Annotated in this window: 10 protein-coding genes and 4 pseudogenes; 11 read left to right on the top strand and 3 right to left on the bottom strand. The window is 67.9% G+C overall.

Annotated features, from left to right (window positions below; genetic code table 11):
- Positions 1–77 precede the first annotated feature (77 nt).
- The gene (gene ppk2, locus ACFJI0_RS14165; RefSeq protein WP_382320571.1) at positions 78–986 is read left to right on the top strand and encodes a polyphosphate kinase 2; all 909 of its coding nucleotides are present in this window, start codon (positions 78–80) and stop codon (positions 984–986) included.
- Between the two features lie 153 nt (positions 987–1,139).
- On the opposite strand, the pseudogene ACFJI0_RS14160 reads toward ppk2, so the two are convergent.
- A pseudogene (locus ACFJI0_RS14160) lies at positions 1,140–2,157 on the bottom strand (extracellular solute-binding protein).
- Between the two features lie 129 nt (positions 2,158–2,286).
- Between ACFJI0_RS14160 and ACFJI0_RS14155 the strand changes: the two are divergent.
- Positions 2,287–3,253 (top strand): annotated as a pseudogene (locus ACFJI0_RS14155) (patatin-like phospholipase family protein).
- A gap of 203 nt (positions 3,254–3,456) precedes the next feature.
- On the opposite strand, the gene ACFJI0_RS14150 reads toward ACFJI0_RS14155, so the two are convergent.
- Entirely contained in the window at positions 3,457–3,999 is a 543-nt protein-coding gene (locus ACFJI0_RS14150) for a phasin family protein (protein ID WP_204733310.1), read from the bottom strand.
- 265 nt (positions 4,000–4,264) lie between these two features.
- Between ACFJI0_RS14150 and ACFJI0_RS14145 the strand changes: the two genes are divergently transcribed.
- The 8 genes and pseudogenes from ACFJI0_RS14145 (at position 4,265) to ACFJI0_RS14110 (ending at position 11,853) form a co-directional block, all read left to right on the top strand.
- Entirely contained in the window at positions 4,265–5,242 is a 978-nt protein-coding gene (locus ACFJI0_RS14145; protein ID WP_382320569.1) for a histone deacetylase, read from the top strand.
- Positions 5,239–5,692: pseudogene (locus tag ACFJI0_RS14140) on the top strand (thioesterase family protein). The gene ACFJI0_RS14145 and the pseudogene ACFJI0_RS14140 overlap by 4 nt, the downstream one beginning before the upstream one ends.
- Positions 5,689–6,411: a nitroreductase gene (locus ACFJI0_RS14135; protein WP_382320567.1), complete on the top strand. Its 723-nt coding sequence runs from the start codon at positions 5,689–5,691 to the stop codon at positions 6,409–6,411. The pseudogene ACFJI0_RS14140 and the gene ACFJI0_RS14135 overlap by 4 nt, the downstream one beginning before the upstream one ends.
- Positions 6,412–6,446: 35 nt before the next feature.
- Complete coding sequence (locus tag ACFJI0_RS14130) at positions 6,447–6,794, top strand: FKBP-type peptidyl-prolyl cis-trans isomerase (protein WP_066271574.1); 348 nt, start codon at positions 6,447–6,449, stop codon at positions 6,792–6,794.
- Between the two features lie 61 nt (positions 6,795–6,855).
- Complete coding sequence (locus tag ACFJI0_RS14125) at positions 6,856–8,268, top strand: sodium:proton antiporter (RefSeq protein ID WP_382320565.1); 1,413 nt, start codon at positions 6,856–6,858, stop codon at positions 8,266–8,268.
- Positions 8,269–8,290: 22 nt separating this feature from the next.
- Positions 8,291–9,281 (top strand): annotated as a pseudogene (locus ACFJI0_RS14120) (2-hydroxyacid dehydrogenase).
- Between the two features lie 8 nt (positions 9,282–9,289).
- A complete protein-coding gene (locus ACFJI0_RS14115; RefSeq protein WP_382320563.1) occupies positions 9,290–10,678 on the top strand; it encodes a DNA recombination protein RmuC in 1,389 nt (462 codons plus the stop codon).
- A 62-nt stretch (positions 10,679–10,740) separates the two neighbouring features.
- Positions 10,741–11,853 (top strand): MFS transporter, encoded by a 1,113-nt coding sequence (locus ACFJI0_RS14110; RefSeq protein WP_382325649.1) that lies wholly within the window; start codon positions 10,741–10,743, stop codon positions 11,851–11,853.
- On the opposite strand, the gene ACFJI0_RS14105 is transcribed toward ACFJI0_RS14110, so the two are convergent.
- A complete protein-coding gene (locus tag ACFJI0_RS14105) occupies positions 11,850–12,530 on the bottom strand; it encodes a TetR family transcriptional regulator (RefSeq protein WP_382320561.1) in 681 nt (226 codons plus the stop codon). The two genes, ACFJI0_RS14110 and ACFJI0_RS14105, sit on opposite strands and share 4 nt — an antisense overlap.
- Before the next feature lie 155 nt (positions 12,531–12,685).
- Between ACFJI0_RS14105 and ACFJI0_RS14100 the strand changes: the two genes are divergently transcribed.
- Entirely contained in the window at positions 12,686–13,957 is a 1,272-nt protein-coding gene (locus ACFJI0_RS14100) for an efflux RND transporter periplasmic adaptor subunit (RefSeq protein WP_382320558.1), read from the top strand.

Here is a 13,957-nt window from a genome sequence, read left to right as displayed (position 1 = left end):
TATGCGACATGCCCGTGTCACGCCCTTGTCACGCGGGTGCCCTAGTCTGGGCACTTTGTTTCCATCATGGAGCCCACATGTTTGACAGCCAGGACGAGCTGATGCGCCGCATCCACACCGACCTCATGGACGGTTACGACGAAGAGCTGGAGATGGAGCTCGAGGACCGCGTGCTGGACCAGGCCCTGGACGCCGATGAAGAGGCCAAACACAAGGAAGCGCGCCGCACCTACTTCCGCGAGCTGTTCCGGCTGCAGGCCGAACTCGTGAAGCTGCAGGACTGGGTGGTGCGCGCCGGGCACAAGGTGGTGATCGTGTTCGAGGGCCGCGACGCGGCCGGCAAGGGCGGGGCGATCAAGCGCATCACCCAGCGCCTGAACCCGCGCGTGTGCCGCGTGGCCGCGCTGCCCGCGCCCAACGACCGCGAGCGCACGCAGTGGTACTTCCAGCGCTACGCCGCGCACCTGCCCGCCGCGGGCGAGATGGTGCTGTTCGACCGCAGCTGGTACAACCGCGCGGGCGTGGAGCGCGTCATGGGCTTCTGCAGCGACGAGCAATACGAAGAGTTCTTCCGCTCGGTGCCCGAGTTCGAGAAGATGCTGGTGCGCTCGGGCATCCAGCTCATCAAATACTGGTTCTCGATCTCGGACGAAGAACAGCACCTGCGCTTCCTGGGCCGCATCCACGACCCGCTCAAGCAGTGGAAGCTCAGCCCCATGGACCTGGAGAGCCGCCGCCGCTGGGAGCTCTACACCCAGGCCAAGGAAGTGATGCTGGAACGCACCCACATCCCCGAATCGCCCTGGTGGGTGGTGCAGGCCGACGACAAGAAAAAGGCCCGCCTCAACTGCATCCACCACCTGCTGCGGCAGATGCCCTACGGCGAAGTGGAGCGCGCCACCATCACGCTGCCCGACCGCGTGCGCCACGAAGGCTACCGGCGCCACCAGGTGCCCGGCGAGATCTACGTTCCTCAGGTGTACTGACCGCCACAAAAAAGAAAAAGCCCCCATGCATTCACACGGGGGCTTTTTCTTTAGCCGAAGCGCCTCAAGTCCAGAACATCGCGGATCCGGCTTCGCCGGTCCGCAGATGTTGCCCCCTTGAGGGGGTCGCGCGAAGCGCGGCGGGGGGTGTTCTTACTTATAGCCCACGCGGTCCAGCATTTGCTGCACCTTGGTCATGTTCTTCGCCACCACGCCCAGCGGCACGGTCTCGGCCTTGAAGCTGTCGCCGCCCATGGCCTTGATGGCCGGGTTGTCGACCTTCAGGCCCTTGACGGTGGGGAACTCGTTGTTGCCGTTGGCGAAGTAGTCCTGGGCGTAGGGGCTGGACAGGAACTCCATGAAGGTGATCGCGTTGTCGCGGTTCTTGGCGTGCTTGCGCAGCGCCCGCACCGGCGATGTTCACGTGGGTGCCGCTGGTGGCCTGGTTGGGGAACATGACCTTCACCTTGCTCATCACGGCCTTGTCTTCCGCCTTGTCGGACTTGATCAGGCGCGCCACGTAGTAGGTGTTGGTCAAGGCCACGCCGCATTCGCCCGAGGCCACGCCCTTGATCTGGTCGGTGTCACCGCCCTTGGGCGCACGCGCCATGTTGTCCACCACGCCCTTGAGCCAGGCTTCGCCCTTCTGGTCGCCCAGGTGTTCGACGATGGTGGAGAACAGCGAGAGGTTGTAGGGGTGCGAGCCCGAGCGCGTGCAGACCAGGCCCTTGAGCTTGGGGTCGGCGAGCTGTTCGTAGGTGCGCACGTCTTCGGCCTTCACGCGGGCCGGGTCGTACACGATCACGCGGGCGCGGGTGGAAAAGCCGGTCCAGGTCACGCCGTCGGCGGTGGCGCTGGCGCGCAGGTTGGCGGGAATGGCGGCGTCGAGCTTGGCCGACTTGATCGGCTGGAACAGGCCCTGGGTGTCGGCCACGGCCAGGCGGGCGGCGTCCACCAGCATGATCACATCGGCGGGGGAGGCCGCGCCCTCGGCGCGCAGGCGGGCGATGATGCCGGCGTCGTCCGCGTCCACGCGGTTGATCTTGATGCCGGTGGTCTTGGTGAAGGTCTCGTACATGGCCTCGTCGGTCTGGTAGTGACGGGCGGAATACAGGTTGAGCACCTTGTCCTGGGCCTGGATCTGGGTATGGGCGCCCAGCGCGGCGGCCATGGCGATGGCATCATGGCGAGTTTGGGAAGTCGGGTCATGACGCGGTCCTTGGAGGTGGTTTGAAACGGAGCAGAGGAGGGGGACGCCCCGTCGATCGGATCGGTGGGCGAGGGGATAATTCCGCCGAGCATGCTAGCACGAACGAGAATGGTTCTTATCAAAAACTTACGCCCCAACTTGCCGCGAACCGCCTGGATTCTGGCCGCCGTCCTGCTGATCGCGGGCTGCTCCAGCGGTCCACGCCGGCTGCCGGAGACCCCCCCGGTTGCCACCGTTCCCCCAACCCCTGAGGTACCCACGCGCGCGCCCCGCCTGGGGCTGGCGCTCGGTGGTGGCGCCGCGCGCGGGTTCGCCCATGTGGGCGTCATCCAGGTGCTGGAGCAGAACGGCATCCGCCCCGATCTGGTGGTGGGCACCTCCGCCGGCAGCATGGTGGCCGCGATGTACGCCAGCGGCAAGACCGCCGCCGAGCTGGAGGCCACGGCCCTCAGCATGGAAGAGGCCACCTTGACCGACTGGTCCCTGCCCATCATGGGCCGGGGCATGCTGCGCGGCGAGGCGCTCACGCGCTACGTGCGCCAAGCCGTGGGCGGCAAGCTGCTGGAGAACATGTCCATTCCCCTGGGTGTGCTGCGCCACCGACCTGGCGACCGGGCAGGGCGTGCTGTTCCGCCGGGGCGACGCGGCTCAGGCCGTGCGCGCCTCCAGCGCCGTGCCGGGCGTGTTCGCACCGGTGAACATCACCGGGCGCGACTATGTGGACGGCGGCCTGGTGGCGCCGGTGCCGGTGCGCTACGCCCGCGACATGGGCGCCGAGGTGGTGCTGGCGGTGGACATCTCGAGCGCGCCCGAGGGCAATTCGGCGGTCGGCAGCGTGCAGGTGCTGCTGCAGACCTTCGCCATCATGGGGCAAAGCATCAACCGCCACGAACTGGCGGGGGCCGACGTGGTGCTGCGCCCCGCGCTGGTGGGCGTGGGCAGCGCGGACTTCACGGCGCGGCTGCGCGCCATCGAAGCGGGCCGGGCCGCGATGCAGGCGGCCTTGCCGCAGCTGCGCACCCAGCTGGCCCGGCGCCTGCCGGCCAACCGGCCATAAAAAAAGCCCTCACCTTGCAGTGAGGGCTTAAGGGGTCCGATGAAATCGAATTTCGAAAAGGACCCGAGGAGACAACCAGAAAAACAGACTTGAGATTCAAGCGCTGCCTTTGAGGGGTAGCGCGCCGTGACTTGATACTAGAGGGGCCTTTTTGACGTGTGTCAAGCGGGCCGATCAACGGCACGATCGCGGTGCTGTGCTGCTTAGCGCTTCTTGGCGGCCGTCTTGGTCGCGTTCACGGCCGAGGCGGTCACGGTGTTGAAGTTGGCTTCGGCCATTTCGGTGGCTTGCTTGACGGCCTTCTGGACCGATTCCATGGCGTTGTTGGCGGCGGAAACGGCGCTCTTCATCACGGCCACGGCGGTTTCGGAACCGGCGGGAGCGTTCTTGGCGGCGTTGTCCACGACAGCCAGGAACTTCTTCTGGGTGTCGCTGGCTTGGGCTTCAGCGGCCTTGCCGAACTCGGCGCCGGTGCCGGCGGCGATGTCGTACAGGTGGCGGCTGTAGGCCACGGTCTTCTCGGCCAGGGGCTGCATCAGGTTGGCTTGCAGGGACAGCAGTTCCTGCGCGTCCTTCACGCTCAGCAGGGCCTGGGCGCTGTTGGCGGATTCGGACAGGGCAGCCTTGGTGGCTTGCACGTTCAGATCGACCAGCTTTTCCACGCCTTCGAAGGCTTTCTGGGTCAGGCCGAAAAGGGTCTCGATGTTGGCTTTCTGGGCGGCAACGATTTGTTCAGCGGTCAACATATTCATACTCCTAAACTTTGTAAAACAAGGGCTTAGTTGAAGGCTGCTGAGAACACCGCGCTGTCGGGACGCTGTTGTTTTCGTTCGCTTTGCTGCACTGCAACATGACTCGAATTATAGGGAGATGCCGCGGACGTGCAAGCTCTTTTTGTTGCGCCGCAGCATTCTAGATGCGGTGTTCTAAAAGTCGGTGGTGGCACTGCGGCATCGTCCTGCGCCCACAATGGCCCGGCCCGACCGAATCCCTCGCCCCGATCTCCCTTCCGTGCACGCCTACTACGCCGACCACTTTGTCCTGCCGCTGCCCAGCGGGCACCGCTTTCCCATGGGGAAATACGCGCGCCTGCGCGAGCGGCTGGTGGCCGAGCTGCCCGAGGTGCAGATGCTCGAGGCCTTGCCCGCGAGCCGCGGCGAGCTGGCCCTGGTGCACACCCCGGCGTACATCGAGGCCGTGGCCAGCGGCACGCTGAGCCCGGCGGCGCAGCGCGAGATCGGTTTTCCCTGGAGCCCGGCCATGGCCGAACGGGCGCGCCGCTCGGTGGGCGCCACCCTGCAGGCCTGCCGCAGCGCCCTGGGCGGTGCCGGGCTGGCCGCGAACCTGGCCGGCGGCACGCACCACGCCTATGCCGACAAGGGCAGTGGCTTCTGCGTGTTCAACGACTTCGCCGTGGCGGCCCGCCTGATGCAGGCCGAGCACGCGCGGCTGAACCGCGCCCGGGGACCGCTGCGGGTCGCGATCATCGACCTCGACGTGCACCAGGGCAATGGCACGGCGTCCATCTTCGCCAACGACGCGTCGGTGTTCACACTGTCGCTGCACGGCGCGAGGAATTTCCCCTTCCGCAAGGAGCCCAGCGACCTCGACGTCGAGCTGCCCGATGGCTGCGACGACGATACCTACAGGGACGCGCTGGAGCGGGCGCTGGGTGAGCTGGAGCGCCGCTTCGACCCGGGCCTGGTGCTGTACCTGGCGGGAGCGGACCCGCACGAGGGCGACCGGCTCGGGCGCCTCAAGCTCAGCTTCGATGGCCTGGAGGCGCGCGACCGCCGGGTGATGGACTGGGCCTGGCAGAAGCGCCTGCCGCTGGCCATCGCCATGGGCGGTGGCTACGGCCACGACCTGGAGGCCACGGTGCAGGTGCAGGTCAACACCTACCGCACCGCGCTGCAGTACCGGCAGCGCTGGCGCGGCTGGGCGGCGGCGGTTGCCGGATCAACCCACTGGCACAATGCCCCGGCATGAGCACCGCCAGCAGCCCACCTCCGCGTCCGCAAGCCTTGCCCCGCAGCGCCTACCGGGTGTTCCGGCCCATCGGCACACGCTGGAGCGACAACGACATCTACTGGCCATGTGAACAACGTGGTGTACTACAGTTGGTTCGACACGGCGGTCAATGCGCACCTGATCGAGCAGGGCGCGCTCGACATCCATGGCGGCGAGGTGATCGGCCTGGTGATCGAGACCCAGTGCAACTACTTCGCGCCGCTGGCGTTTCCCCAGACCGTGTGGGCCGGCCTGCGCGTGGCGCACCTGGGCAGTTCCAGCGTGCGCTACGAAGTGGGCCTGTTCGCCGACGGTGAAGAGACCGCCGCGGCCTGCGGGCACTTCGTCCACGTGTACGTGAACCGCGAAACCCGCCGCCCCGTGCCGCTGCCCGACATCCTCAAGAAGACTTTGGAGACCCTGCGATGAGCCAGAACCCCGCGTCGCCCCTGATCGATGCCGCCAGCGTCGATGCCGCGATCAACAGCCGCATGTCCACCCGGGCCTTCCTGCCCGACCCGGTGCCGCGCGAGACCATCGAGCACCTGCTGCGGCTGGCCAGCCGCTCGCCTTCGGGCACCAACACCCAGCCCTGGAAGGTGTACGTGCTGCAGGGCGCCAGCCGCGACAGCCTGGTGGAGAAGGTCTGCGCCGCGCACGACGCGCTGCGCGCCGATCCGGCGCTGGCCGCCGAGTACCGCGAGGAGTACGACTACTACCCCGAGAAATGGGTCAGCCCCTACATCGACCGCCGCCGCGAGAACGGTTGGGGCCTGTACGGCCTGCTCGGCATCACCAAAGGCGACAAGGACAAGATGCACGCGCAGCACCAGCGCAATTTCCGCCTGTTCGACGCCCCGGTGGGCCTCATGTTCACGGTGGACCGCATCATGGGCCGGGGCTCGCTGGTGGACTACGGCATGTTCCTGCAGACGCTCATGATCGCCGCGCGCGGCCACGGCCTGCACACCTGCCCGCAGGCCGCCTGGAACGGCTTCGCGAAGATCATCCTGCCGCACATCGGTGCCGGCGACAACGAAATGCTGGTGTGTGGCATGGCCCTGGGCTACGCCGACCCCAGCCACCTGGTCAACGGCTTCCACACACCGCGCGAGCCGGTCGAGAGCTTCACCCACTGGCTGGAATAATCGCCGGTTCCACTTTTCATTCCAAAGGACACAACATGATCACCACCCCCAGCGGCCTGCAGTACGAAGACACCGTGGTCGGCAACGGCGAAGTGGCCCAGGCCGGCCGTCCCGTGCAAGTGCACTACACCGGCTGGCTCTACAACGATGGCGTGCAGGGCTCCAAGTTCGATTCGAGCAAGGACCGCGGCCAGCCGTTCGAATTCCCGCTCGGCGCCGGCCACGTCATCAAGGGCTGGGACGAGGGCGTGCAGGGCATGGCCGTGGGCGGCACGCGCCGCTTGGTCATTCCGGCCGCGCTCGGCTACGGCGCGCGCGGTGCCGGCGGCGTGATCCCGCCCAACGCCACGCTGCTGTTCGAAGTGGACCTGCTGGCCGTCTGACGGCATGCCGGCGCTCTGATGGGCGCCCTACCGCGCCCAGCGAAGGCGCTTCGGAGACAACATGACATCACCCACCCTGCGCCGGTTGTGCCTGGCGGCCACCCTGCTGCCCGGCCTGGCCCGGGCAGCAGATCTCGACGGCAGCCAGCTGTCCGTGTGGTGGGGCGTGCCGTTCGCGGGCGTCCTGCTCTCCATTGCCCTGATGCCCCTGCTGGCACCGGCTTTCTGGCACCACCACTTCGGCAAGGTGTCGGCCGCCTGGGCGCTGGCCTTTCTCGTGCCGTTCGCGATCGTGGCGGGTCCGGGCCTGGCAGGGACCAGCGTCGTGCACGCGCTGCTGGCCGAGTACATCCCGTTCATCGTGCTGCTGACCGCGCTGTTCACGGTGGCCGGCGGCATTTTCGTGCGGGGCAACCTGCATGGCAGCCCGGGCCTGAACACCGGCCTGCTGGCCATCGGCGCGGTGCTCGCCAGCTTCATGGGCACCACCGGCGCGTCGATGCTGCTGATCCGCCCGCTGATCCGCGCCAACGACAACCGCAAGCACCAGGTGCACGTGGTGGTGTTCTTCATCTTCATCGTCTCCAATGCGGGCGGCTCGCTCACGCCGCTGGGCGACCCGCCCCTGTTCCTGGGCTTCCTCAAGGGCATCGATTTCTTCTGGACCATGGCTCACCTGTGGATGGAAACCGTGGCGCTCATCGGCGCGCTGCTGGTGATCTTCTACGCCATCGACTGGTGGTACTACCACCGCCGCGAAGAGCTCCAGCCGCAGGACCCCACGCCGGACACCGCGCGCCTGGGTTTCGACGGCGGCTTCAACTTCGCGCTGCTGGGTGTGGTCGTGGCGCTCGTGCTCATGAGCGGCCTGTGGAAGTCGCCCGTGGTGTTCCACATCGCGGGCACCGACGTCGGCCTGCCGGGCCTGTTGCGCGACATCGGGCTGATCGTGGTCACGCTCATCTCGCTCAAGCTCACACCGTCCAGCGTGCACGAGAGCAACCAGTTCGCCTGGGGGCCGATGCAGGAGGTGGCCAAGCTGTTCGCCGCGATCTTCCTCACCATCATCCCGGTGATCGCCATGCTCAAGGCCGGTGTCGACGGCCCGTTCGGCGCGGTGGTCAGGGCCGTGACGAATGCGGACGGCTCGCCCAACCCGGCCATGTACTTCTGGGCCACCGGCGCCCTGAGTTCCTTCCTCGACAACGCACCCACCTACCTGGTGTTCTTCAACACGGCCGGCGGCGATCCGCAGGCGCTGATGACCACCATGGCGCCCACGCTGGTGGCCATCTCCGCCGGTGCCGTGTTCATGGGCGCCAACACCTACATCGGCAACGCGCCCAACCTGATGGTCAAGGCGATCGCCGAAGACCGCGGCATCCGCATGCCCAGCTTTTTCGGTTACATGCTCTGGTCGGTCGGCATCCTGGTGCCGCTGTTCGCGCTGATGACCTGGATCTGGTTTGTCTGACCCCTTGAAGGAACCTCCCGCCATGACCTCCCGCCCCGCCATCTTCGTTGCCCGCCAAGTCTTCCCCGAGGTGGTGGACAAGCTGCGGCAGCACTTCGATGTGGACACCAATGAGGACGACGCACCGCTGGCGCCGGCCCAGCTGATCGAGCGCCTGCAGGGCAAGGTGGGCGTGATCACCACCGGCAGCGAGCGCGTGGACGCGGCCCTGATCGCGGCCTGCCCGCAACTCAGGATCGTGGCCAACATCGCCGTGGGCTACAACAACTTCGACCTGCCGGCCATCACCGCCGCGGGCGTGCTGGCGAGCAACACGCCCGACGTGCTGACCGAAACCACCGCCGACTTCGGCTTCGCGCTGCTGCTGGCGCACGGCCCGCCGCCTCACCGAGAGCGAGCATTTCCTGCGCGCCGGCCAGTGGAACCGCTGGGCGCTGGACATGTTCGCGGGCGCCGAAGTGCATGGCAGCACGCTGGGCATCCTCGGCATGGGCCGCATCGGCCAGGCCATCGCGCGGCGCGGCGCGCACGGCTTCGGCATGAAGGTGATCTACCACAACCGTTCGCGGCTCGACGCGGCGACGGAAGCCGAATGCAAGGCCAGCTACGTGAGCAAGGAAGAGCTGCTCAAGACGGCCGACCACCTCATCCTCGTGCTGCCCTATAGCGCCTCGTCGCACCACGCCATCGGCGCGGCCGAGATCGCGCAGATGAAGCCCACGGCGACGCTGGTCAACATCGCGCGCGGCGGCATCGTGGACGACGCGGCGCTGGCCGTGGCGCTGCGCGAGAAGCGCATCGCCGCCGCCGGGCTGGATGTGTACGAGGGCGAGCCCAAGGTGCACCCCGACCTGCTCACCGTGCCCAACATCGTGCTCACGCCGCACATCGCCAGCGCCACCATCACCACCCGCAAGGCGATGGCCCACCTGGCGGCCGACAACGTCATCGCCTACCTCACGCAGGGCAAGACCCTCACGCCGCTCAACCCGGAAGTGGCGGGCCAGCGTTGAACGACACGATGAGCAACGACCTGCTTCTCTGGCTGCTGCTGATCGGGGTGGCGCTCAACCTCGCGCTCGGCCTGTGGCTGCTGCTGCGCCGTGCGCCGGTGGATGCCCAGGAGCTCGCGCACCGAGAGCGCCTGCTCGACCAGGTGCAGCAGCAAGGGCAGCAGGTGGGCCAGCGCGTGGAGCGGGTGGAAAGCGAACTGCGGCGCGAGATCAGCGAGCAGTCGCGTGGCGGGCGCCAGGAAATGCAGCAGACCCTGCGCACCTTCCAGGAAACGCTGTCGCGCCAGGAGGCCGAGGCCACGCGCACGCAGAACGCCCAGCTCGACGCCTTCGCCCTGCAACTCGTGCAGTTGCGCGGCACGCTGGGCGACACGCTCACGCGCCAGCTGCAGGACATGAGCGAAGGCAACGCGCGGCGCCTGGCCGAGATCCGCACCACGCTGGACGCGCAGCTCGCGCAACTGCAGCAGAACAACGCCGCCAAGCTCGATGAGATGCGCGCCACGGTCGATGAGAAACTGCAGAGCACGCTGCAGGCGCGTCTGGGCGAGAGCTTCAAGCAGGTGGCCGACCGCCTGGAGCAGGTGCACAAGGGCCTGGGCGAAATGCAGACGCTGGCGCAGGGCGTGGGCGACCTCAAGCACCTGCTGACCAACGTGAAGACGCGCGGCATGTTCGGCGAAGCCCAGCTGGCCGCGTTGCTCGAACAGGTGTTCGCGCCCGACCAGTACGCCGTGCAGGTGATGACCAAGCCGGGCAGCCGCTTCACGGTGGACTTCGCGATCAAGATGCCCGGCCGCAGCGAAGATGGCGCGCCTTGCTGGCTGCCCATCGACGCCAAATTCCCCAACGAGGACTACGAGCGCCTGCTCGATGCGCAGCAGCGCGCCGACGTCGAAGGCGCCGACCTGGCCGCGCGTGGGCTGGAGCAGCGCATCCGGCTCGAAGCGAAGTCCATGGCCGACAAGTACCTGCAGCCGCCGCACACGACCGACTTCGCCATTCTGTTCCTGCCCACCGAAGGCCTGTACGCCGAGGTGTTGCGCCGACCGGGGCTGATGGAAGTGCTGCAGCGCGAGCACCGCGTGACCCTGGCCGGGCCCACCACGCTCATGGCGATGCTCAACTCGCTGCAGATGGGCTTTCGCACGCTGGCGCTGGAAAAGCGCTCCAGCGAAGTCTGGCAGGTGCTGGGCGCGGTCAAGACCGAGTTCGGCAAGTTCGGCGACGTGCTCGCGCGCGTGAAGAGCCAGACGCAGACCGTGCTCAACACGCTGGACAGTGCCGAGACGCGCAGCCGCGCCATGGGCCGCGCGCTCAAGGCGGTGGAAGCCCTGCCGCAGGACCAGGCCAGCGCGCTGCTGCCGCTGGACCCCACCGACAACGGAGACGCTTGAACCCCCAGCTCCGATCCGTCCTCTGGCGCCTCATCGCGGCGCAGATCTGCCTGCATGCCTGCATGACAGGGTTTCGCATGGCCGCGCCGCTCATGGCGCTGCGCGAGGGCTACAGCCCGGCCGCGGTGGGCATGCTGCTGGCCCTGTTCGCGCTGGCGCCCGTCTTCATGGCCTTGCCCGCCGGCCGCTACGCCGACCGGCGTGGCCTGCGCAAACCGGTGATGCTTTCGGTGGCCGTGGCCTCGGCCGGCGCGGCGCTGGCGGTGGCCTTTCCGGTGTTCCCGGTGCTGTGCCTGACCGCGCTGACCTGCGGCGCGGCCACGGGCATGGCCATGATCGCGCTGCAGCGCCACGTGGGCCGCCTCGCGCACGGCCCGACCGAGCTCAAGCAGGTGTTCAGCTGGATGGCCATCGGCCCTTCGATCTCCAACTTCCTCGGGCCCTTCGCCGCGGGCGTGATGATCGACAGCTTCGGTTTTCGCGCCGCCTTTCTGCTGCTCGCGTTGCTGCCCTCGCTGGCCTGGTATGGCGTGCGGCACACCGTCGAGCACGAGCCGGTGGCGCCCGAGCTGCGCCAGGCCAGCGGCTCGTCGTGGAACCTGTTGAAGGACAAGGGCTTTCGCCAGCTGATGATGATCAACTGGATGCTGTCGTCCTGCTGGGACGTGCACACCTTCCTGGTGCCGGTGCTGGGCCACGAGCGCGGCCTGAGCGCGACCGTGATCGGCACCATCCTCGGCGCTTTCGCCCTGGCCGCCACCGCGATCCGCCTGCTCCTGCCCTGGCTGGCCTCGCACCTGCGCGAGTCGGTGGTGATCGGCACGGCCATGCTGGCCACCGCGCTGCTGTTCGCGGCCTATCCCATGGTGCACGCGGCCTGGGCCATGGGCACGCTCTCGGTGCTGCTGGGTTTCGCACTCGGGTCGGTGCAACCCATGATCATGAGTTCGCTGCACCAGATGACGCCGCACCACCGCCACGGCGAGGCGCTGGGCCTGCGCGCCATGGCCATCAATGGGTCCAGCGTGGTGATGCCGCTGATGTTCGGCTCGGCCGGCGCCCTGATCGGGGTGGGCGCGGTGTTCTGGCTCGTGGGCGCGGTGGTCGGCCTGGGTTCGCCGCTGGCCTGGCGCCTGCCGGCGCCTTCGGCCGAGGCGCCTCAGCGCATGCCTTAGGCGGGTGCGAGCTTGCGCGGAGCGGCCGCGCGTTGCGGGGCCCGCGCGGCGGGTTGGGTGAAGCCCAGCCCGGCGAGGTACACGTCCATCGTGTCGCGCCCGCTCTTCACGAGATCGAAAGCCTCGGGGTCGAGCAGCCAGTTCTGGATCAACCCGTCGATGATCACGTGCAGGCCGAGCGCGGCGGTGCCCAGCGGGATGTGCAGCTGGATGCCTTCGCGCTGCACCGCCTGCTGCAGGATCTCTTCGGTCATGGCCGTGCATTCGTTGCGCACCTGCAGATGGCGGTCGCGCACCGCCTGCATCTCGGCCACGTACTCCACCTTGTGCGTGGCGACCTCAAACACCCGGCGGGTCTGTTCGTCGTTGGCGGTCTGCTGGAGCGCGTTCATGATCGAGTCGCGCAGGGAGAGCAGGGGGTTGGCGGTGGTGTCCGCCGTGCGCGCGGTGCAGGCCAGCGTGCCCTCCAGGGGCATGGTCACGCGCTCCATCATGGCGTTGAACAAGTCGGCCTTGTCCTTGAAGTGCCAGTAGATCGCGCCGCGCGTGGTGCCGGCGGCGGTGGCAATGTCGTTGAGCGAGGTGCGGGAGACGCCTCGCTCCTGAAACAAATGCTCGGCAGCATCCAGCAGGCTGTGGCGGGTGGCCAGCGCATCGGCTTTGGTGCGTCGAACCATGGTGTGTGTGTCTCCAGAATGGAAGCCCGTGGGGATGGTTAGGACTATACATACATTCTTGTATGTATGTATACTTCGCCGTTTTGCGACAGCACAACCCGTCAGGGTATTCCCTGCCGTTGCGCGCCATCCCTCTTTCATACCCAAGGACTCCCATGCCCGCCTTGAGCCTTATCAAGTCAGTGCCCGTTTCGCGCACCCGGTTCGCCCCCTTGCCCCCGGCCCCGTTGTGGCGTGGCTTGTCCGTCCTCGCGTTGGCCGCGGTGCTGGCCGCCTGCGGCGAATCCGCTCCCCCGCAGGCTGCCGCCCCGGGTGGTGGCATGCCGGCCCCCGAAGTGGGCGTGGTCACGGTCGCCCCCGGCGACGTGGGCCTGACGACCGAACTGCCAGGCCGCCTGGAAGCGTCGCGCGTGGCGCAGGTGCGGGCCCGCGCGGCCGGCATCCTGCAGGAGCGCCTGTTCCGCGAGGGCAGCGACGTGAAGGCAGGCCAGCCCCTGTTCCGCATCGATCCCGCGCCGTACTCGGCCGCCCTGCAAAGCGCCCAGGCCAGCCTGGCGCGCTCGCAAGCCAACCTCACGCAGGCCACGGCGCTGGCCGAGCGCTACGCTCCGCTGGTGAAGGAAAACGCCATCAGCCAGCAGGAATACGCCTCGGCCGTCGCGTCCCAGAAGCAGGCCGAGGCCGACGTCGCGGCCGGCAAGGCGGCCGTGCAGACCGCCAACATCAACCTGGGCTATGCCCGTGTGACGGCGCCCATTTCGGGCCGCATCGGCCGCGCGCTGGTGACCGAAGGTGCGCTGGTCGGGCAGGGCGAGGCCACGCAGCTGGCGGTGATCCAGCAGATCAACCCCATGTACGTGAACTTCACGCAGTCCGCCGCCGAGGTCTTCAAACTGCGCAAGGCCATGGACAACGGCCAGCTCAAGGGCGCGGGCTCGCAAGCCGCTGCCGTGCAGGTGGTGCTGGAAGACGGCACCGTGTACGAACAACCCGGCCGCCTGCTGTTCGCCGACCTGACGGTGGACAGCGCCACCGGCCAGGTGACGCTGCGCGCCGAAGTGCCCAACCCCAAGGGCACGCTGCTGCCGGGCCTGTACGTGCGCGTGCGCCTGGAGCAGGCCAAGGCCGGCAATGCGATCACGCTGCCGCAACAGGCGGTGACGCGCTCGGCTCAAGGCGACACCGTCTCGGTGGTTGGCGCCGACGGCAAGATCGCTCCTCGCCAGGTCAAGGTGGGCGGGCAGCAGAACGGCCAGTGGGTCATCCTCGACGGCTTGAAGGCCGGCGAACAGATCATGGTCGACGGCTTCCAGAAGCTCCAGATGATGCCGCCTGGCACGCCCGTGAAGGCCGTGCCCTGGCAGGCGCCCGGCAGTGCACCGGCCGCCCCGGCGGCCGCGGCCCCGGCGCCCGAGGCCGCGAAGTAA

This window comes from Hydrogenophaga sp. UC242_53, from assembly GCF_042696965.1.
GTDB lineage: Bacteria > Pseudomonadota > Gammaproteobacteria > Burkholderiales > Burkholderiaceae_C > Hydrogenophaga.
This window is presented reverse-complemented; position numbering and strand designations above follow the sequence as displayed.